Origin of the sequence: Streptomyces coeruleofuscus (assembly GCF_039532725.1) — a bacterium.
Classification (GTDB): domain Bacteria; phylum Actinomycetota; class Actinomycetes; order Streptomycetales; family Streptomycetaceae; genus Streptomyces; species Streptomyces coeruleofuscus.
Window position 1 is genome coordinate 482,490 of the sequence record NZ_BAAASE010000006.1, and the last position, 18,732, is coordinate 501,221.

The 18,732-nt window shown below is 71.0% G+C and carries 21 protein-coding genes and 3 pseudogenes; 14 read left to right on the forward strand and 10 right to left on the reverse strand.

The window, feature by feature from the left end:
* Window positions 1–13 precede the first annotated feature (13 nt).
* Window positions 14–775, forward strand: a complete 762-nt coding sequence (locus tag ABFX81_RS25705) for a phosphoglyceromutase (protein WP_020271854.1) — start codon at window positions 14–16, stop codon at window positions 773–775.
* 103 nt (window positions 776–878) lie between these two features.
* Here ABFX81_RS25705 and ABFX81_RS25710 read toward each other — a convergent pair.
* A pseudogene (locus ABFX81_RS25710) lies at window positions 879–1,222 on the reverse strand (hypothetical protein); the annotation flags it as partial.
* A 53-nt stretch (window positions 1,223–1,275) separates the two neighbouring features.
* Here ABFX81_RS25710 and ABFX81_RS25715 point away from each other — a divergent pair.
* The 4 genes and pseudogenes from ABFX81_RS25715 to ABFX81_RS25735 all read left to right on the forward strand — a co-directional run bounded on the left by ABFX81_RS25715 (window position 1,276) and on the right by ABFX81_RS25735 (window position 3,926).
* A pseudogene (locus tag ABFX81_RS25715) lies at window positions 1,276–1,647 on the forward strand (ATP-binding protein).
* Window positions 1,648–2,007: 360 nt separating this feature from the next.
* A complete protein-coding gene (locus ABFX81_RS25725; protein ID WP_346138712.1) occupies window positions 2,008–2,415 on the forward strand; it encodes a hypothetical protein in 408 nt (135 codons plus the stop codon).
* A 308-nt stretch (window positions 2,416–2,723) separates the two neighbouring features.
* A complete protein-coding gene (locus ABFX81_RS25730; RefSeq protein ID WP_086845445.1) occupies window positions 2,724–3,338 on the forward strand; it encodes a mycothiol transferase in 615 nt (204 codons plus the stop codon).
* A 147-nt stretch (window positions 3,339–3,485) separates the two neighbouring features.
* Window positions 3,486–3,926, forward strand: coding sequence for a nuclear transport factor 2 family protein (locus ABFX81_RS25735; protein WP_086845447.1), 441 nt, complete (start codon window positions 3,486–3,488; stop codon window positions 3,924–3,926).
* 13 nt (window positions 3,927–3,939) lie between these two features.
* Here ABFX81_RS25735 and ABFX81_RS25740 read toward each other — a convergent pair whose 3' ends face one another.
* A complete protein-coding gene (locus ABFX81_RS25740) occupies window positions 3,940–4,668 on the reverse strand; it encodes a YqeB family protein (RefSeq protein WP_086845449.1) in 729 nt (242 codons plus the stop codon).
* A 143-nt stretch (window positions 4,669–4,811) separates the two neighbouring features.
* Complete coding sequence (locus ABFX81_RS25745) at window positions 4,812–5,255, reverse strand: DUF2000 family protein (RefSeq protein WP_086845450.1); 444 nt, start codon at window positions 5,253–5,255, stop codon at window positions 4,812–4,814.
* Window positions 5,256–5,304: 49 nt separating this feature from the next.
* Between ABFX81_RS25745 and ABFX81_RS25750 the strand changes: the two genes are divergently transcribed.
* Entirely contained in the window at window positions 5,305–6,099 is a 795-nt protein-coding gene (locus ABFX81_RS25750) for an AraC family ligand binding domain-containing protein (protein WP_086845452.1), read from the forward strand.
* Here the strand turns inward: ABFX81_RS25750 and ABFX81_RS25755 are convergent.
* A complete protein-coding gene (locus ABFX81_RS25755) occupies window positions 6,096–6,605 on the reverse strand; it encodes a YbjN domain-containing protein (protein WP_086845454.1) in 510 nt (169 codons plus the stop codon). The genes ABFX81_RS25750 and ABFX81_RS25755 overlap by 4 nt on opposite strands.
* Window positions 6,598–7,935, reverse strand: coding sequence for a D-inositol-3-phosphate glycosyltransferase (mshA, locus tag ABFX81_RS25760; RefSeq protein WP_346138713.1), 1,338 nt, complete (start codon window positions 7,933–7,935; stop codon window positions 6,598–6,600). The genes ABFX81_RS25755 and mshA overlap by 8 nt, the downstream gene beginning before the upstream one ends.
* Window positions 7,936–8,347: 412 nt before the next feature.
* Here mshA and ABFX81_RS25765 point away from each other — a divergent pair, with 412 nt between their 5' ends.
* The 5 genes from ABFX81_RS25765 (at window position 8,348) to ABFX81_RS25785 (ending at window position 13,824) form a co-directional block, all read left to right on the forward strand.
* A complete protein-coding gene (locus ABFX81_RS25765) occupies window positions 8,348–9,148 on the forward strand; it encodes a calcium-binding protein (RefSeq protein ID WP_086845456.1) in 801 nt (266 codons plus the stop codon).
* Between the two features lie 141 nt (window positions 9,149–9,289).
* Window positions 9,290–9,919: a dihydrofolate reductase family protein gene (locus ABFX81_RS25770; protein ID WP_346138714.1), complete on the forward strand. Its 630-nt coding sequence runs from the start codon at window positions 9,290–9,292 to the stop codon at window positions 9,917–9,919.
* 56 nt (window positions 9,920–9,975) lie between these two features.
* On the forward strand, window positions 9,976–10,794 hold the full coding sequence (locus tag ABFX81_RS25775; RefSeq protein ID WP_346138715.1) for a class I SAM-dependent methyltransferase: 819 nt from the start codon (window positions 9,976–9,978) through the stop codon (window positions 10,792–10,794).
* Between the two features lie 214 nt (window positions 10,795–11,008).
* Window positions 11,009–12,103 carry an NlpC/P60 family protein gene (locus ABFX81_RS25780; RefSeq protein ID WP_086854214.1) on the forward strand — a complete coding sequence of 365 codons (1,095 nt, stop codon included), beginning with the start codon at window positions 11,009–11,011 and terminating at the stop codon, window positions 12,101–12,103.
* A gap of 371 nt (window positions 12,104–12,474) precedes the next feature.
* Window positions 12,475–13,824, forward strand: coding sequence for a SpoIIE family protein phosphatase (locus ABFX81_RS25785; RefSeq protein WP_086854215.1), 1,350 nt, complete (start codon window positions 12,475–12,477; stop codon window positions 13,822–13,824).
* Between the two features lie 36 nt (window positions 13,825–13,860).
* Here ABFX81_RS25785 and ABFX81_RS25790 read toward each other — a convergent pair whose 3' ends face one another.
* From ABFX81_RS25790 to ABFX81_RS25800, 3 genes are all read right to left on the reverse strand, one after another.
* Window positions 13,861–14,193 (reverse strand): DUF2516 family protein, encoded by a 333-nt coding sequence (locus ABFX81_RS25790; RefSeq protein ID WP_030243067.1) that lies wholly within the window; start codon window positions 14,191–14,193, stop codon window positions 13,861–13,863.
* Window positions 14,194–14,311: 118 nt separating this feature from the next.
* On the reverse strand, window positions 14,312–14,983 hold the full coding sequence (locus ABFX81_RS25795) for a hypothetical protein (protein WP_086854216.1): 672 nt from the start codon (window positions 14,981–14,983) through the stop codon (window positions 14,312–14,314).
* A gap of 87 nt (window positions 14,984–15,070) precedes the next feature.
* Entirely contained in the window at window positions 15,071–15,745 is a 675-nt protein-coding gene (locus ABFX81_RS25800) for a helix-turn-helix domain-containing protein (protein ID WP_086854217.1), read from the reverse strand.
* 131 nt (window positions 15,746–15,876) lie between these two features.
* Between ABFX81_RS25800 and ABFX81_RS25805 the strand changes: the two genes are divergently transcribed.
* Together ABFX81_RS25805 and ABFX81_RS25810 are read left to right on the forward strand one after the other, a co-directional pair.
* Window positions 15,877–16,398, forward strand: coding sequence for a nucleoside/nucleotide kinase family protein (locus ABFX81_RS25805; RefSeq protein ID WP_086854218.1), 522 nt, complete (start codon window positions 15,877–15,879; stop codon window positions 16,396–16,398).
* A 48-nt stretch (window positions 16,399–16,446) separates the two neighbouring features.
* Window positions 16,447–16,719 (forward strand): annotated as a pseudogene (locus tag ABFX81_RS25810) (LysR substrate-binding domain-containing protein); the annotation flags it as partial.
* Window positions 16,720–16,749: 30 nt separating this feature from the next.
* Here ABFX81_RS25810 and ABFX81_RS25815 read toward each other — a convergent pair.
* The gene (locus ABFX81_RS25815) at window positions 16,750–17,106 is read right to left on the reverse strand and encodes a VOC family protein (RefSeq protein ID WP_381039031.1); all 357 of its coding nucleotides are present in this window, start codon (window positions 17,104–17,106) and stop codon (window positions 16,750–16,752) included.
* A gap of 131 nt (window positions 17,107–17,237) precedes the next feature.
* Here ABFX81_RS25815 and ABFX81_RS25820 point away from each other — a divergent pair, with 131 nt between their 5' ends.
* Window positions 17,238–17,966: a hypothetical protein gene (locus ABFX81_RS25820; protein WP_346138717.1), complete on the forward strand. Its 729-nt coding sequence runs from the start codon at window positions 17,238–17,240 to the stop codon at window positions 17,964–17,966.
* A 19-nt stretch (window positions 17,967–17,985) separates the two neighbouring features.
* Here ABFX81_RS25820 and ABFX81_RS25825 read toward each other — a convergent pair whose 3' ends face one another.
* Entirely contained in the window at window positions 17,986–18,639 is a 654-nt protein-coding gene (locus ABFX81_RS25825) for a class I SAM-dependent methyltransferase (RefSeq protein ID WP_346138718.1), read from the reverse strand.
* Between the last annotated feature and the right edge of the window lie 93 nt (window positions 18,640–18,732).

Below are 18,732 nucleotides of genomic sequence, written 5' to 3' on the forward strand. Positions count from 1 at the left end.
TACGCTCTGGGGCATGGCCGACGCACCGTACAAGCTGATCCTCCTCCGCCACGGCGAGAGCGAGTGGAACGAGAAGAACCTGTTCACCGGCTGGGTGGACGTCAACCTCACCGCGAAGGGCGAGAAGGAGGCGACGCGCGGCGGCGAGCTGCTGAAGGACGCCGGCCTGCTCCCCGACGTCGTGCACACGTCCCTCCAGAAGCGCGCCATCCGCACCGCGCAGCTCGCCCTGGAGTCCGCCGACCGCCTCTGGATCCCGGTCCACCGCAGCTGGCGCCTGAACGAGCGCCACTACGGCGCCCTCCAGGGCAAGGACAAGGCCCAGACGCTCGCCGAGTTCGGCGAGGAGCAGTTCATGCTGTGGCGCCGCTCCTACGACACCCCGCCGCCGGCGCTGGACCGCGACGCCGAGTACTCCCAGTTCTCCGACCCGCGCTACGCGACCCTCCCGCCGGAGCTGCGCCCCCAGACGGAGTGCCTCAAGGACGTCGTCGTCCGCATGCTCCCGTACTGGTTCGACGCGATCGTCCCCGACCTGCTCACCGGCCGCACGGTCCTGGTCGCCGCCCACGGCAACAGCCTGCGCGCCCTGGTCAAGCACCTGGACGGCATCTCCGACGCGGACATCGCGGGCCTCAACATCCCGACGGGCATCCCGCTGTCCTACGAACTCGACGCCGACTTCAAGCCGGTGAACCCGGGCGGGACGTACCTGGACCCCGACGCGGCTGCGGCGGCCATCGAGGCGGTCAAGAACCAGGGCAAGAAGAAGTAAGCCGAGCTGATCAAGGCCCCTACCGGCGGTTTCTCCGCTGGCAGGGGCCTTGTTGCTGCGGTGGGGAGGTCTCTGGGACGTCAGCTGCTTGATCGGGCCGTGCTCAGCGCTTGAGGCAGTTCGGCTCTGGCTGTTCCCTCGCTTCAGCTTGTGCTCCCGCCTCACGCAGGACCGTGACGGCTGCCTCAGCGTCTTCCTGAGGCACGCCGACGAGGATCACGGCTGGGATCTGCGTTGCCAGGACCTTGCTGCGCCACGTGGAGGCCACGGCTTTACGAGTGCGCTTTTGGCTCGACGGCATGAGGTGCGCGTACACGCGCAGTGCCAGGCCGGGGTCCGAGTGGCCGAGGTACTCGGCGAGGCCTTGATGTTCTCTCCGGCGTCCAGGAGCACCGAGGCGTATATGCGCCGGAGGGCCTGCATGCCGTTCTCGTGAGACTCGGCGTACGACGGTGGAGTAGCTGCGGGACTTGGTGGAGAAGTGGCCGCGGCAGCCGAGCATGTGGGCCCAGGTGCGCAGGCTGATCGTGAGCGAGCTGAGCGCGAACGCGATCCTCCACCCAGCGAGCGGCGACGGTAGGCAACTTCCACCTGGCCCTCGCGCTCTCCCCAAAGGTGGTCGCCCTGTCGGTCACCGACGAGAAAGGGACGGGCACCGCCCCGAGGTCGAGCAGCCGAGCGAAGACGCCGTACACGGCCGCGACTTGGGCATGGTCGGCGTCATCGCACACCAGGTCGTCGTCCACGGCAGCCACAGCGGCTACACCGTCACCGCCGAACTCTTCACGGACACCCAGCCGGGAGGACACCCGTCTGATGGACAAGCCCCAGCGGGGCTTCTGGTGCGAGTGCTGGACGCAAGACGTCAATGACGGGGCAGGGGCGCCGGCACTCCGGGCATCCTTCGACGCCTACTCGGCACCACAGGCAGACAAACAGGCCTGGAAGGCGGCGGCCAGGCGAGTGTGGCTGTCCCCGCAGCGCAAGTTGACCAGGATCGGCAGAGCCTGACGTCCTGTCGACAGGCGCCACCAGCGTGATTGCAGCTGGGCGCGTCGTGCGAAGAGGTTCCGGGCCAGCAGGTGCAGTGCTTATGCGTACAACCCGACAGCATCAACTGCGCTTGCCTGACGACAGATTGGAAGAAACCGCAGCTCAATTCCATTGACATCAGAACAATGGAACATTGTAAGCTACATCCTCCGGAACTGCCGTCGCCTCCTGGAGGAAGTATGAGAAGCAGGGCGAAGCTCAGCATGATATCGGTCAGCGTGTTGCTGTTCCTGGGGATGGCTGCAGGGCCAGCCCAGGCCGCTGATCACTACACCTCGTGCTTCACCACTGGAGCCAGTGGCTCTATGGCCATCAGCGGCTGGGACACAGGGGGGAGGAGTGTACCTAGCCTCGTCCTCAAGGTATACGACGAAGAGTCTGACGGGCATCATGTCAGAATTCGAGCCATTGCCGGATACGCTGACACAGAGACCTACTTCCGGTGGCACGCCAATTACGACGGCTATGGCACCTACAAGACGATCGATACCTATATCCCTGCAGGTGCACAGATCTACAGCGTCGGCGTTCAAGTTGCCACCTTTGAAGGAGATAGGCTTCTGAACTCCTGCACACGTTGGGTCTGAGTCACAAAATGGACCAAGAGGCCGAGACGGCTTGAAAAGCAGCGTAAGAGCCCGACGCCTCTCTCTTCATCTCGGGCTTTCACTTGTCCGTCCGGATCATGGGCGGGGAGTCGGTCGATCCCCGCCCCGGCACCACCACCGACTGACGAGCGAAGCCCGGGTAGATCGCCCTCGGCCGGCGTTCCTCGACCAGCGTTCCCCGTTGTCGATGACGACCCAGATGTCGGCGTCGTCGTTCTCGTCGTAGTGCGACTTCGGGCGTTCGATATTCAGTGGCGGAACCGCCCGCCGCCCTCCACCATCCCTCCATGGCCTCGGATGAGCACACCAGTGAACCAGCCGTGACTCGTTGGACGCGGGCGACCGTCTATCCCGACATGTGGGTGGATCCGGACGACGACCCGCGCGAGACCGAGGTGGGCGAAGTCGTCGATGAGCGCAGCGCGTTGCTGGAGAGCCTGCGTCACTATCGCCTCACGCTGGAGATGAAGTGCGCGGGGCTGGACGCGGAGCAGATGGCCCGGCGGTCGGCGGCGCCGTCCACGATGTCGTTGCTCGGGCTGGTGCGGCACCTGACCGAGGACGAGCGGCACTTCCGGCGGGTGATGGCCGGGGAGGACGCGCCGAAGCTGTACCGCACCGAGGAGGACCGGGACGGTGACTTCAACGGTGCGGTCGCGGACCCGGAGGTCGTGGAGGCGGCGTGGCGGCAGTGGCGGACCGACGTGGAACTCACCGACCGGTATCTGGCCGGTGTCACCGACCTCTCCACCCTGAACGCCGGGTACTCCGACTACGGGGCCGAGCCCGGCGGGCAGCTCCAGCTCCGTGACGTCCTGGTGGCGCATGTCGGGGAGTACGCGCGCCACTGCGGGCACGCCGATCTCCTGCGCGAGCTGATCGACGGCCGGGTCGGGCAATGACGACGATGCCGGCGCCGTGGAAGTGGCCCGGCTGTCGGCCATTACCCCTCGGGTAATCGACCGGGCCCGGCCGTCCCCGGCAGGATCGGAGGCGTTCCCACGAAGCCCGTCCGGGGTCCGGGCGGCCGCAGTCGCGAGGAGAGTGTCATGTCAGTCAAGTCCAGCCCGGTGGAGCCGACTTCCGTTGCCGAGTCCACCCGGGCCGTCGTGCAGGAGTTCCTCGCCGCGCGGCTGGCCGGGGACACCGAGCGGCTGGTCGAGCTGTTCGCCGACGAGGTGGACTGGGTGCTCGCCGACAATCCGGGTGTCCCGTGGATCCGGCCTCGGTCCACCGCCGCCGAATGCGCCGCGCAGTTCGACGAGTTGATGGAGCACACCGTGCCCGAGGACGCCCGCGCCTCCCTCGACGCGTTCCTCGTCGACGGCGCCGACGCCGTGCTCACGGGGCACCTGTCGGGGACCGTACGGGCGACGGGGAAGTCCTTCGAGGGGCCGTTCGCGCTGCGCCTCACCGTCGAGGACGGCCGGATCACCCGGCACCACCTCTACGAGAACAGCCTGTCGATCGCCGAGGCCTGTACTCCGTGAGTGCTGCGGCTGCTCAGTTCTGGCGGGCCCGCCGCCAGTACTGACGCTTCTCCTCGTCCCGTACGACCACGCCGAGCCGCAGCAGCTCGCGGCGCAGCTCACGGGCGTCCTTGGCGTCGTCGTCGCTCTTCAGGGCCTTCGCGCGGGCCCGCAGGAGGGCGTCCGCGCCCTCCGGGAGGCCCGGGGTGCCGGGGACCCAGCGGCGGAACTCGGCGCGGTACGGGTCCTCCTCCGCCCAGCGGTAGCCGTGCTCGGCGAGGGTGCCGGCCAGACGCTGCCAGGACAGGCCGGAGTGCTCCCGGGCCAGTTCCATGCCGTCCGGGGCCAGCACCACGAGGTGTTTGCCGTCCCTGCACAGCACCGCGATCTCCTCGCGCGTGAACTCCTGCGTGCTGTCCCTGATGGTCAGCGCCAGGTGGGTGTCGGAGACGCGGACCGACAGCGACTCGTGCGCGGCGGCGAGGCCCAGCAGCAGACCGCCGAGTGCGCCCACCGCGACCGTGCCGAGGGTGAGGGCGGGTTCCGGGACCGAGGTGAGCAGTTCGGCCGGGCCTTCCAGCGGTGCCCACGGCAGCTTCAGCAGCAAACGGGCGAGGAGCGGGAGCACGGCACCGATTCCGGCGCCGCAGGCCACGCAGAAGAGAATGATCACCCAGGCCGACTCGGCCAGTTCCGTGTCCTTGCCCGCGCCCGACTGCGGCACCCGCTTCTTCCCCGTCTGAACGTTCCTCGCGTCCTCCATGAGGCGAGTCTCGTCGGGCGGGGCGTGCGCTGTCGTCAGCCGTTGGTCTACGCGTCCGCGACTTTGGTCGCGGGCGGGACCACGTCCCGCCTCATGGTCACCTCCAGCGTCACGACCAGGTCCGCCTCACGACCAGGTCCGCCTCACGGGTGCATCCGCGCCCCCTTCACCACCTTGTCCACCGCGTTCTTCGGGCCGTAGACCGCGAGGCCGACCAGGTCCAGGTCCGCCGTCGGCACCGACCGTACGGCCGCGCGGTTGTCGCGGTCGTTGCCCGTGGTGAAGAGGTCCGAGGTGAAGACCGCACGGGGCAGGGAGCGGGAGAGGGCGCGGGTGTGGGCCGTGGTCAGGGTCTCCTTCGTGGCCTCGAAGACCAGGACCGGCTGGCGGAACATCGGCAGGTAGGGCACGCCGTCCGCGTCCTCGTACGGTTCGCCGATCACCTCGGGGAGCTGCGTTCCCAGACCGCTGACCAGGAACGACGTCACGTTGAGGCGCTGCCAGGGCTCCAGGTCGGCGCGCAGCAGTACGGCGATCTTCGTGTCGAAGCGGATCGGCTCCGGAGCCGGTTCGGTGTGCGTGTTCATGATGCGAGCGTGCCCGGCGGCCCTGGCCGGGGTCTTGTACGTTCTTTGCATGGCTTCCCAGCCCGCCCGGATCGTCTCCGCCTGGCGGCCCGCCGTGCCCGGTGTCGTCGAGGTCTTCCACGCCCGCTTCACCGAGTACGCGTACCCGATGCACGTCCACGACGCCTGGACGCTGCTGATCGTCGACACCGGCGCCGTACGGTACGACCTCGACCGGCACGAGCACGGCACCCCGCACGACACCGTGTCCCTGCTGCCGCCGCATGTTCCGCACAACGGCTCCCCCGTCACCCCGGACGGTTTCCGCAAGCGGGTGCTGTATCTCGACGGGACGTATCTCGGGGACGAGTTGATCGGGGCCGCCGTCGACCGGCCCGATCTGCGCGATCCGCTGCTGCGCAGGCGCGTGGGGCAGGTGCACGGCGCGCTGCTGCGGCCCGGTGAGGAGCTGGAGGCCGAGAGCAGGCTGATGTTCGTCGGGGAGCGGCTGCGCGACCATCTGCGGGGAGAGACCGACAAGGCCCGTCCCGCCGATCCCGTCCTCGCGCGGCGGCTGCGGGAGCTGCTGGACGAGCGGGTCGTCGAGGGCATCGGGCTGCGTGAGGCCGCGGGGCTCGTGGGGGCCCATCCCGCCCATCTCGTACGGGCGTTCAGCGCGGCCTACGGCATCGCCCCGCACCAGTACCTGACGTCCCTGCGCGTCGGACGCGCCCGGCGGCTGCTCCTCGAAGGGCGCTCACCGGGTGACGTGGCCGCGGCGACCGGGTTCTACGACCAGTCCCACCTCACCCGGCACTTCCGGAAGCTGGTGGGTGTCCCACCCGGGCGTTACCGGACGGGTTAGCGCTCCGGGCGCTGTGTCAGGTGCGCGAACGCGTCCAGGTTGCGTGTCGACTCCCCGCGGGACACCCGCCACTCGTACTCCTTGCGGATCGCCGAGGCGAAGCCGAGCTCCAGGAGGGTGTTGAAGCTGCCGTCGGCGGCCTCCAGGACCTGGCCGAGCAGGCGGTCGATCTCGTCGGCCGTGACGGCGGACAGGGAGAGCCGGCCGGTGACGTAGACGTCGCCGTGCTGGTCGACGGCGTAACTCACGCCGTAGAGCTTGAGGTTGCGTTCCAGGAGCCAGCGGTGGACGCCCTGCTCGTTCTCGTCGGGGTGGCGGATGACGAAGGCGTTGAGCGAGAGGGAGTGGCGGCCGACGATCAGGGAGACCGTCGTCTTGAGCTTCCGGGTGCCGGGGAGCTGCGCCACGTAGGTGCCGGGTTCGGGGCTCTCCCACTCCAGGTCGGCGTCCTTCAGCACTCCCTCGATGACCTGTGCCGCACGCTGTTCCAGATCGGTTTCACCCATGCTGCGAGCGTACGCGACGGCGGTGTGCCTGCATCGCGGCCGTGTAGACGTCCGCGGTGGTGGCGGCCGCGGTGTCCCAGCCGAAGGACTGGGCGTGGCGGGCGGCCTGCCCGCCCAGCCGGGGCGACAGCCGCGGGTCGTCGGCGAAGTCGCGCAGCACGCGCGCGTAGTCGGCGGGATCGTGGCCGCGTACCAGGAAGCCGGTGTGGCCGTCGCGCACCGCGACCGGCAGGCCGCCGACCGCTGCCGCCAGCACCGGCGTGCCCGCCGCCTGCGCCTCTATGGCGACCAGGCCGAACGACTCACTGTAGGAGGGCATGACCAGGAGGGAAGCGGCGCGGAACCAGTCCGCGAGCTGGTCCTGGCCGACCGGCGGGTGGAACCGTACGACGTCCGCGATGCCGAGGCGTGCGGCCAGCTTCTGGAGGCCCTCGGGCTTGGCCAGGCCGCTGCCGCTGGGCCCGCCGACGACGGGGACGAGGATGCGCGAACGCAGCTCGGGGCGCTCGTCGAGGAGGACGGCGACGGCGCGCAGCAGCACGTCGGGGGCCTTCAGCGGCTGGATGCGGCCCGCGAAGAGCGGGATCAGCGCGTCCTGGGGCAGGCCGAGACGGGCCCGGGCGGCGGCGCGGCCGTCGGCGGGCGAGAAGCGGCTGAGGTTCACGCCCGGGTGGACCACGGCGACCTTGTCGGTGTCGGCCGCGTAGTGCCGTACGAGTTCGTCGGCCTCTTCGGTGGTGTTGGCGATGAGGCGGTCGGCGGCGCCGACGATCTGGGTCTCGCCGATGACGCGGGCGGCCGGTTCCGGGGTGTCGCCGTCGGCCAGGTTGGCGTTCTTGACCTTGGCCATGGTGTGCATGGCGTGCACCAGGGGGACACCCCAGCGCTGCGCGGCCAGCCAGCCGACGTGGCCGGAGAGCCAGTAGTGGGAGTGGACCAGGTCGTAGTAGCCGGGGCGGTGGCCGGCCCAGGCCTGCATCACGCCGTGCGTGAAGGCACACAGCTGGGCGGGGAGGTCCTCCTTGTTGAGGCCCTCGTAGGGGCCGGCGTCGACGTGCCGGACGAGGACGCCGGGGGCCAGCTCGACGGTCGGCGGGAGGGCGGCCGAGGTCGCGCGCGTGAAGATCTCGACCTCGATGTTGATCGCGGCGAGGCGCTGCGCGAGCTCCACGATGTAGACGTTCATGCCGCCGGCGTCGCCGGTGCCCGGCTGGTGGAGCGGGGAGGTGTGCACGGAGAGCATGGCGATCCGGCGGGGCCTGCGGTGCAGCCGGAGGCGCGCGGGCGCGGACGCGGAGCGCCGCCCGAGCCTGCCGATGTACTGGCTCACGTGGCGTTCCTCCTCGCTCCGGGCATGCCATTGCAGGGCGCACGTGCCCTCCAGGGGGTGGAACACCGGAGGGGATGGCTCCATTTCCCGATTCGCGAGTTTTACCGAATCATTACCGCTCATCGCTCAACCGTTCGAGGGGGGTGGGCTCCCCCACGGCCCGCGTCCCTGGCCGGGGACGGTGACGGGCAGGTGAACCCGATCGGAATTCGCAGGTCACTCGCGCTGTCTCCGGCATGAAAAGGCCCTGAAAAGGGTGCTGAGGCCGGTACTGCGGACAACCCGGCGCCTGCCCGGTCGGTCACCACGTGCGAAAGGACCAACGACTGCCTCACGGAGGTTCGCAATGCCCTCTCGCCTCGTCAGCCGCCGACTGTTACGCGCCTCATCGGTTCTGACACCGTTTATCGGCATGGCTCTGGCCCTTCCGGTCGCGCTGGCCGGTCCGGCCGGTGCCGCGGAGCCGACGGCCACCGCCGCGGTGAACGAGTACGGCTGGCAGCTCACCTACACGGCCGCGCCCGGGCAGGCCAACAAGGTGGCCATCACGCAGTCGTTCACCAGCGACCGCTCACAGTTCACCTATGTGATCGACGACGTCGTCCCGGTCGACGCCGGGAGCCGTTGCGGCCATCCCGACCGCGCGGACCGCACCAGGATCTCCTGCACGGTCGAGGCCCCGGAGAGCCAGTCCCCGGTCAGCTCCATGGAGATGGACCTCGCCGACGGCGACGACACCGCCTCCTTCCACAACGCCAGCGACCAGGTCTACTACTTCAACAGGATCGAGCTGGGCGACGGCAACGACAGGTGGACCGGCGCCACCGGCGACCGAGTCGACGGCAGTTCGGCCCTGGGCGGGGCGGGCGACGACATCATCAGGGTGGGCGCGCTGGGTTACGCCGGCGGCGGTGACGGCGACGACACCCTCCACGCCGGCATCGACGGCGAGATCGTGGACGGCGGCGCGGGCGACGACGTCCTCCGAGGCGGAGCGGGCGACCAGGTCATGCGAGCCGACGACGGTGACGACTCGGTCCACGGCGGGGCCGGCGACGACGAGATGTACGGCGGCAGGGGCAACGACATCCTGCACGGGAACGGCGGCGCCGACCGGATCTGGGGGAACAGCGGCGACGACGAGCTGTACGGCGGGCCGGGCGCGGACACGCTCTCCGGGGGCCCGGGCAGGAACATCGTCCGCCAGGACTGACAGCGACGGCATCGTGCGCCAGGACTGACCTTCTCACCGTCCGGGGAACCGCGCGGTTCCCCGGACGGCCCACCGATGAGTTTCCGCCTCCGCCGGTGTCGGAAGTACCGGTGGCGACGAGCGAGAAGAGAGTGGTGCGCGATGAAGCTGGTGGTGCAGGAGTTCCTGTCGCTCGACGGTGTCTCCCAGGGGCCGGGTGCCCCGGATGAGGACACCAGCGACGGTTTCGAGCGGGGCGGCTGGTTCGTGCCGCATCTGGACGAGGAGTTCGAGCGGCTGGCCGGCGGCTGGCTCGGTGAGGCGGACGCCTTGCTGTTCGGGCGGCGTACGTACCAGAACTTCGCCCGGGACTGGCCGGCGATGACCGACCATCCCCTCGCCGGGATCATGAACGGCCTGCCGAAGTACGTCGCCTCCCGGAGCCTGACCACGGCCGACTGGGATCCGACCACGATCCTGTCCGGCGACGTCCCCGCCCAGGTGGCGGAGGTGAAGCGGCAACCGGGCCGGGAGCTCCAGATCCACGGCAGCGCCCGGCTCGCCCAGTCCCTGCTGGCCGCCGGGCTGATCGACACGCTGCGGCTCGTGATCGCCCCGGTCGTGGTCGGCCAGGGCCGCCGCCTCTTCCCGGACGGCGGCGCACCGGCCGGGCTGCGGCTGGCCGAGCACCGGACGACGCCGGGGGGCCTGTCGGTGCATGTGTTCGAGACGGCGGGGGCTCCGGGGTTCGGGACGTACGGGGGCGGGGGTGAGGGTGGCGCCGGGTATTAGGGGCCGCTCAGCACCGAGGGCCGTACATCCTCAACGAGCCGCTTAACCTCGTACGCATGACTTCCCGCGCAGCCACCCGCCCCTTGGGAACAGTGACGCGCGGGACGACCAACCCCAACCGCCTGCGCCGCATGGACCGCTGGATCGCGGCCACGCACGGCGCCGAGCTGCGCCGTGCCGCCGACCCGGTGGCGGTCGACCTCGGGTACGGTGCCGCCCCCTGGACGGCCGTCGAGCTGCTGCACCGCCTCCGTACGGTCGCGCCACGCGCGCGTGTGGTGGGCGTCGAGATCGAACCGGCGAGGGTCGCGGCGGCGCTGCCGTACGAGCGGGCGGGGCTCGTCTTCCGGCACGGCGGTTTCGAGATCCCGATCCCGCAGCGGCCCCTGCTGGTCCGCGCGGCGAACGTGCTGCGGCAGTACGACGAGGGGGAGGTCGCCGCCGTCTGGCACCGGCTGTGCGGACGGCTGGCGCCCGCCGATCCGGCGACCGGTGCGCGCGGCGGACTGCTGGTCGAGGGCACCTGCGACGAGATCGGACGCCGGCACGTCTGGGTCGCGCTCGGGCCGGAGGGACCGCGCGCGGTCACCTTCGCGACCCGGCTCGGCTCCCTGGAGCGCCCCTCGGACCTGGCGGAACGCCTGCCGAAGGCGCTCATCCACCGCAACGTCCCGGGCGAGCCCGTGCACGCCTTCCTGCGCGACTTCGACCGCGCCTGGGCCGCCGCCGCGCCCTACGCCTCCTACGGCGCCCGCCAGCGCTGGATCCGGGCGGTACGGGCCCTGACCTCCGACTGGCCGGTGACGGACGGCCCGGTGCGGTGGCGGCAGGGGGAAGTGACGGTGCGGTGGGAGGCGTTGGCGCCACGGCGCTGACCTCCCGGGCCGCGCGGCGGAAACTCCTCGGCGCTTCCCGCGGGGAACGATCTCTTTGAGTCGTTCGTCACACAGGCGGGGAGATCGTCATGCCGGAGGCATATCGGGGAGGGGAGCGCGGGAAGAACTACCCCTGTCGCTTCGCGCGCCGACATGGCAGCATCCCCAGGCGAGCCGGACGTTACTGACGGTTAATCAGTTTGGGGGCTGAGGTATGGGTACGGGCAAGCGTGGCCTGATCGCGACGGCCGTGGCCGTGGTCTGCGCGGTCACCGTGCTGGCGGCACCGGGCACGGCGTTCGCGAGCCCAAGTCCCACCCCCACCCCGAGCGCGAGCCCGACGCTCGCGCCCGGCAAGGACCTCGAGGCCATACGCAAGAAGCTCGACAAGCTCTACCGCGCCGCGGCCCGTGCCACCGACGAGTACAACGCCGCCGAGGAGAAGGCGGACAAGCAGTCCGCCGAGATCGTCAAGCTGGCCAAGAAGATCGTCGAGGGCAAGGAGAAGCTGGCGAAGCTGAAGGACCGCGCGGGCGCTTCGGCCGCCGCCCAGTACCGCGGCGGTGGACTGCCGCCCGAGGCCCATCTGATGCTGAGCGACGATCCGCAGGACTTCCTCGACGGGGCGGGCCGGGTGCGCCAGGGCCAGCACGCGGCCAAGGGCCTGATCGGCGAACTGGCCCGCACCCAGGAGGACTTGGAGCAGTACGCCAAGGACGCCTCCGCCCAGTGGAAGAAACTGGAGGCGGGCCGCAAGGCCAAGGCGTCCGCGCAGAAGAAGATCGAGCAGCAGATCGCGCAGGCGGAGAAGCTCGAGTCCGAGCTCCAGAAGGAGGAGCAGGAGCGCCTCGCCGAGCTGGAGAAGGAGGCGGCCGGCAAGGCACAGACCGCCTGGCTCGACTCCGGCATCCTCGACGAGATCAGCGGAAAGGCCTCAGAGCAGGGCAAGAAGGCCGTCGCGTACGCCACGGCCCAGATCGGCAAGCCGTACCAGTGGGGCGCCGAGGGCCCGAAGACCTACGACTGCTCGGGGCTGACCTCACAGGCCTGGCTGTCCGCCGGACAGGGCATTCCGCGCACCTCGCAGGAGCAGTGGAAGCGGCTGCGGCACATCGACATCGAGGACATGCGGCCCGGCGACCTCATCATCTACTTCGACGACGCCAGCCATGTCGCGATGTACGTCGGCGACGGGGCGATCGTGCACGCGCCGCGGCCCGGGCGGACGGTGACCCTCGCGGGGGCGGGGACGATGCCCATCCTCGGGGTGGTACGGCCGGGCACCGACGCCGAGGCCGACACGGACTGAGCGGACGCCGAGGCCGGCACGGACCGGACGACACCGACTGAACGGGCGCCGACACCGGCCGGACAGGCGCCGACCGGGCACCGGATACCGGACAACAGGTCACGACACCCCTGCCGGTGACCTGGGACACGTGACCCAGTCCACCCCGAAGCCGCCGCCCGACCGCGTGCTGACGTGACGTTCGTCATCCCCACAGCATGCCGGAGGTGTCCAACTGGGGGGCATATCGCGGCATATGACACTGGCCGATGGCGCAGCGGCGTGGCTCACACCATTCCAATGCGGCGCCGACACCCGCTATGGTCCCCGTCGGTGGGTCGAGGTCCCTCGCCCCCGCCGTGCCCTCGGGGGGAGGGAAGGAACCCAAGACGATGCCCGTACCCATACCGCGGCAGAGAGCGATCCCGGCCGCGGAGAGTGGTCAGGCGCAGGCCGAGTCCCCGTGCGACCGCCCCGCCGAGCAGTCCGGCAAGGACGCCTCGGCGACGGCCCCGCGCACGCCGGACACCGCAGGGAACACCACGGACAAGGTGGAGAACAACACCGCCCACACCAACCTGACCCTGCTGCTGATCGAGGACGATCCGGCCGGTTCGCCGATCGTGCCCGACATGCTCGACCAGGCGGGCAAGCCGATCCGCGTCCGCACGGCCCGCAACCTCACCGAGGCCGGGCGGCTGCTGACCGACGACGTCCACTGCATCCTGCTGGACCTCGCGCTGCCCGCGCCCGGCCGCGGCGACACCGACGACGAGCTCGCCGTGCTCAAGCACGTGCTGGAGCTCGCGCCCCGGCACGCCGTCCTGGCGCTGACCGCCTCGGGCGACGCCGAGCGCGGCGCGGAGGCGGTGCGCGTGGGTGCCCAGGACTACCTCTTCCGGGACGAGCTGGACGGCCGGCTGCTGAGCCGGGCGATCCGCTACGCCGTGGAGCGCAAACGCTCCGAGTCGGCCGAGCGCCGGCTCGCCGAGGGTCGGCTGCGCGCCCAGGAGAACCGCCGCCTGGAGCGAGGTCTGCTGCCGACCCCGCTGCTGGACGGCTCCCCGCTCCGGTTCGCCGCCCGCTACCGCCCGGGCCGCTCGCGCGCCCTGCTCGGCGGCGACTTCTACGACGTCGTGCGCACGCCGGACGGCACCGTGCACGCCATGATCGGTGACGTCTGCGGTCACGGTCCGGACGAGGCCGCCCTGGGCGTGGAGCTGCGGATCGCGTGGCGCGCGCTGACGCTGGCGGGCCTGTGCGGGGACCAGCTCCTGGGCACGCTCCAGCAGGTGCTGGAGCACGAGCGGGCCGACGACGAGATCTTCGCGACCCTGTGCACGGTCGACATCGCGCCGGACGGCCGCCGCGCCGGCCTGTGCCTGGCGGGCCACCCGTCGCCCCTGCTGGCCAGCCCGGGCACACCGGCCCGCCTGCTGCCGTACGACAACAACGGGCCGGCCCTCGGGCTGCTGCCGGGTGCCCGGTGGCCGCGTATGCAGGTGGAGCTGGGTGCCGAGTGGAGCCTGATGCTCTACACCGACGGTCTGATCGAGGGCCATGTCGGTGAGGGCCGGGAGCGGCTCGGCCAGGACGGCATGACGGCGATGGTGCGTCGCCAGATCGCCGAGGGACTGCGGGGCGAGCAGCTGCTGCGGGCAGCGGTGAACGAGGTGCGCGACCTCAACGGTGGCGAGCTGACGGACGACGTGGCGGTACTGCTGCTGGACCGGGTGCCGTAGCCCCGGCTCCACCGGGCTCCAGGACTGCCGGGGGTCTTACCGGCCGCCGTTCCAGGGGCCGTACGGGCCGTCGCTGCTGGAGCCGCGCTGGCTGCGGCCGCCGCCGGGGAGCGCCCGGATGGCGGGGCGCACGTCGACCATGTACACGATCGTCGCGATGAGCCCGATGATCGGCAGGAACGACAGGATCGGGAAGAGCAGGTTCACCACGAAGGCGAGCCCGAGGATGATCAGCCAGAACGGCTTGGTCTTCTTGTCGGCGGCGCGGTAGGCGTCCTCCCGCCGAACGGCCGCGTCGATCAACGCGAAGCCGCTGAAAACGATCAGGGCCATGCTCAGAAGCCACATCAACCCTGCGAAGCCCTGCATCAGCACAACGTCCACCACCTGACTCGGCTCGTCCCTACGCGGTCACCGTACCCGTACAACGGGCCGGACACCCCCGGGGTGCCCGGCCCGTTGCCGTCGCTCTGCGGCCTCCGCGGTCCTACTTGGCCGGCGGCGTGCTCTTCTTGGCGGTGGTGGTCTTGCGGGCCGGGGCCTTCTTGGCGGGAGCCTTCTTCTCCGGGGCGGCCGCGGTCGTGCTGCCGGCGGGCTTCACCGGCTCCGCCTTGACCTCGACCGGCTCGGCCTTCGGCTCGACGGCGATGGCGAGCTCCTCCACGCCCTCGGCGACGTCCTCGATGCCCTCGGCGGCCTCGCCGCGCCAGGTGCGCACGGCCTGCTCGCCGTGCTCGGCGACCTTCTCGTAGGTCTCCCGGGCCTTGACGGCGTACTCGGCGGCCACGCCGACGCTGCGCAGCGCGACGTCCTGGGCGGTCTCGCCGATCTTCTTCAGGTCGGCGTCGATCGTGCTGCCGAGCTTCTTGATGTCGACGTCGATGGAGCCGATGAACTCCGTGACCTTGTTCTGGAGGGTCTGCTGCGTCTCCTTGACGCGGGCGGTGGCCTCCTTGGCCCGGACGGTGGCCTTCTCCTGGACCGCCTTGGTGTCGGTGTTGCGTACGGCCTCGATCCGCGCGGGGGCCTCGGAGCGCAGCTGCTCCACCAGGGCCGGCACCTTCTTGGCCTGCTGAAGGGCGAGGTCGGCGGTGCCTGCGGCGAAGTAGAGCGGCGTCGGGTCGCTGAGGGTCTTGCGCAGGTCGTCGGTGATGGCCATGGTGATGGTCCTCCCGGATTCTTTTCGCTTGAGGGTTCGGCTGAGGGTTGTGTGATCCGCGGCGGTCGGCCGGTGCCCTGGTCCGGCTCAGCCGGCCGTCTGCTGCGGGTCGGTGTCACTGCCGCCGGTGTCCTTGCGGGACCGGCGGGCGGCGGACGTACCGCCGGTGCCCTTGCGGGCACGACGGGCGGGCGACGGTGACGTACCGCTGTCGTCCTTGAGTGTGCGGCGGGTCGCCGACGGGGACGCGGACGCCCCGCCGTCGGTGTCGCGGGTACGGCGCTCGGCGGGCCTGCCGCCGTCGGCCGTGCGGGTCCGTCGTATCCCGGTGCCGCCGTCGGGAGCGTCCCCGTCCCTGTCCGCCTCGTCTTGCGCGACCACGAGGTCGACGACCGCGGAGCCGTCGCCGGTCCCGAACCCGTTCTCCTTGCGGAAGGACTCGTAGATCTGCAACAGCACCTGCTTCTGCCGCTCGTGCAGCGCCGGGTCCGCGAGGATGACGGCGCGCGTCTCCACCTCGTCCCGGTCCCGCTCGGCGTCGAGGATGCCGGCCCGGACGTACAGCGTCTCGGCGGAGATCCGCAGGGCCTTGGCGACCTGCTGCAGAACCTCCGCGCTCGGCTTGCGCAGCCCGCGCTCGATCTGGCTCAGGTACGGATTGGACACCCCGGCGGCGTCGGCGAGCTGCCGAAGCGACAGCTGCGCGTTGCGCCGCTGTTCGCGCAGGTAGTCACCGAGATTGCCGACGTTGAGCGATGCCATGACTCCACAGTGCCGCACCGCGCTAACTATTGCAAGCACCTGCTTGCAATAGTGCGCCACGCCACGCGCCCGGGGGTGCGTGCCGTCAAGTACCCGTCCCCGCGGCCCGCACAGCGCTAGCGTGAGGTCCCGTGATCGTATGGATCAACGGCACCCACGGCGCGGGCAAGACGACGACCAGTGCACTCGTGCAGCGGCTGATCCCGGGCTCACGGGTGTTCGACGCCGAGAAGGTCGGCGAGACACTCATGGACATCAGGCCGGGGCTGCCCGAGACGGACAACTTCCAGCACTGGCCGCCGTGGCGGCCGCTCGTGGTCGAGACCGCCCGCCGCGTACTCGACTACACCGGCGGCACTCTGGTGATGCCCATGACCGTCCTGGTCGAGCAGTACTGGCGCGAGATCAGCGCGGGCCTCGCCCAACACGAGATCCCCGTACGGCACTTCATCCTCCACGCCGACCAGGACACCCTCCGCGGACGCATCCTGGGGGACACCGTTCTCGGCCCCTCCTCGTTCCGTCTCGCCTACCTCGAGCCCTACGCCGAGGCGGCCCGCACGTGGCTGCACGCCGAGGCCGAGGTCGTCGACACCACACACCTCACGCCCGCCCAGGCCGCCCAGCGGATCGCGGAGGACGTCAAGGGCTGAGGCCCGCCCGCCACTCGAACAGTCCACGGGGAGCTGGCGTGATCGCGTATCAGGACCAGCTCCGACACCAGCGTCGCCGACTGGGACACCGCCCTCCTGCTGGCCGAGCTAGGCCTCGGACACGCCGTCGTGCCCGTCCTGCCCGGCTGGGAGGTACCCGGTGACGGTCCCCTCCGACTCGTCCCCGTCCCCGATCTGCCCCCGCTGCCGGTCGGCTGGGCCGTCCGCCGCCGGGACGCCCTCACCCCGCTCGCCCGGGTCTTCGCCGACACCGTCGCCCGCGGCTGTGCGGAGAAGGCCGCCGGCGCGCGGCCCGAGTAGCGGCGGGCCCGGCCCCATGCCCTCTGCCCCTCACCCCCCGACGATGCAGAAGGGATGCCCCGCCGGATCCGTCAGCACCCGCCATCTGCTCTCGTTCGGCTGCCGCTCCGGCCTGCCCGCTCCCAGCGCCAGCAGTCGAGCTTCGGCCTCCTCCAGGTCCGCGACCCTGAAGCAGCAGTGCAGTTGCTGGGGCACGTCCTGGCCGGGCCAGCTCGGAGCCCGGTAGTCGTCGACCCGCTGGAAGCCGAGGGAGAGGTCGTCCCCACCGCCCAGAGAGGCGAATTCGGCGTTCGACCTCGGGTGCGGTTCGAGGCCGGTGGCCGCCTGGTAGAACGCCGCCAGCGCGAGCGGATCGGGGCAGTCCAGGGTTATCGCGCTCAACTTCATCCGTACGGACACGCAGCCTCCAGGCCGGTCATCGGGTGGACACTCTCGCGATCACCCTAGAAGTGACCGAGAAGTGACCGGTCGCCAAACCGTTCGACGAGCCGTGCCCGGCCCGGCCATGATCCGTGGTCGTGACGACTTCGCAGCAGTCCCTGGTCCGTGCCGCCGCCCGTAACAACGCCGAGTGGTGCGCGGCGATGTGCCGGGCCCACGGCGTGGCGGGTGAGTTCGGGGGCGAGGCGTGGGCCGCCGCGGAGCGGGCGCCGCTCTACTATCCCGACGCGGTGACGCTGGAGCCGGGCGCCGGCCCGGACGCGCTCGTGGCACGGATCGACACGGGCTCGCCCGGTGCCTCGGTCAAGGACAGCTTCGCCGATCTCGACCTGACGGGGGCCGGGTTCAAGGTGCTGTTCGAGGCGCAGTGGATCCACCGTCCGGCCGGAGCGGCCGCGCCCGCCGGGCCGCCCGAGCCGGCGGATCTCGCGTGGGACGTGGCGGGCGATCCGGAGACGCTGCGCGCCTGGGCACGGGCCTGGGACGGCGGCGCCGGGAACGCGGGCCTGTTCCGGGACGGGCTGCTCGCCGACCCGGAGACCTTCGTGATCGTGGGACGGTCCGGCGACGGGCGGGTCGTCGCCGGAGCGGTGGCCGGCCGCAGCGAACACGTGGTCGGCGTCTCCAACGTCTTCGGGCGGGACGGCGGGCCCGAAGCCGCCTGGCCGGTCGTGCTGCACGCGCTCGGCCGGCTCTTCCCCACCCTGCCCGTGGTCGGTTACGAGAGCGGTGACGACCTCGAGACCGCCGTCCGGTACGGCTTCGAGCCGGTCGGCCCGCTGCGGGTGTGGCTGCACGGCGGGTGACGGCGGGGCCCGCCTGTCGCTACCGCGGCTTGTACGCCAGGAACGTGCCGATCTGCCTCTTGGTCCCCTCGTCCGGCTCCTGCACCACACGCGTCGTGACGACCAGTCCGGCCCGGTGGAGCAGTTCGGCGATCCGGTCCGGCGGCAGCAGGTACGACTCGTAGGACACCGGATGGTCGCCGTAGGCGTGCGACGGGCGCAGGTGCTCGCCGCTGCCCACCGGGCCGGCCAGCATGAGCCGGCCACCGGGCGCCAGGGTGCGGTGGAACTCGGCGTACACGGTCGGCAGCCACTGCGGCGGGGTGTGGTGGGTGGCGTAGTACGCCAGGATGCCGCCGAGTTCGCCGCTGCCGATCTCCAGCGCGGTCATCGAGCCGACGGTGAAGCGGAGATCCGGGTACGCCGCCCGGGCCAGTTCGACCATCTCCGGCGACACGTCCACGCCGAACACCGGTACTCCGAGCGCGGCCAGGTGGGCCGTCACCTTGCCCGGGCCGCAGCCCAGGTCGGCCACCGGCCCGGGATGCGGCGGCCGTACGAGCTCGGCGAAGGCGGCCAGCATCGCGCGCGACACCGGGTCCAGCTCGGCCGGCTCCTTGACGAGCCGGGCGTAGTCGGCGGCGACGGCGTCGTAGGACTCTCGGACGGCGGTGACGTGGGACGGTTCGGTCATGCCGTGAAGCTAGACGACGGCGCCGACGGTGATGGGCCGTCACGCCGGGCGAGTCCACGCCGGTACCCCGCACGTACGCCGACGCCAGTACGC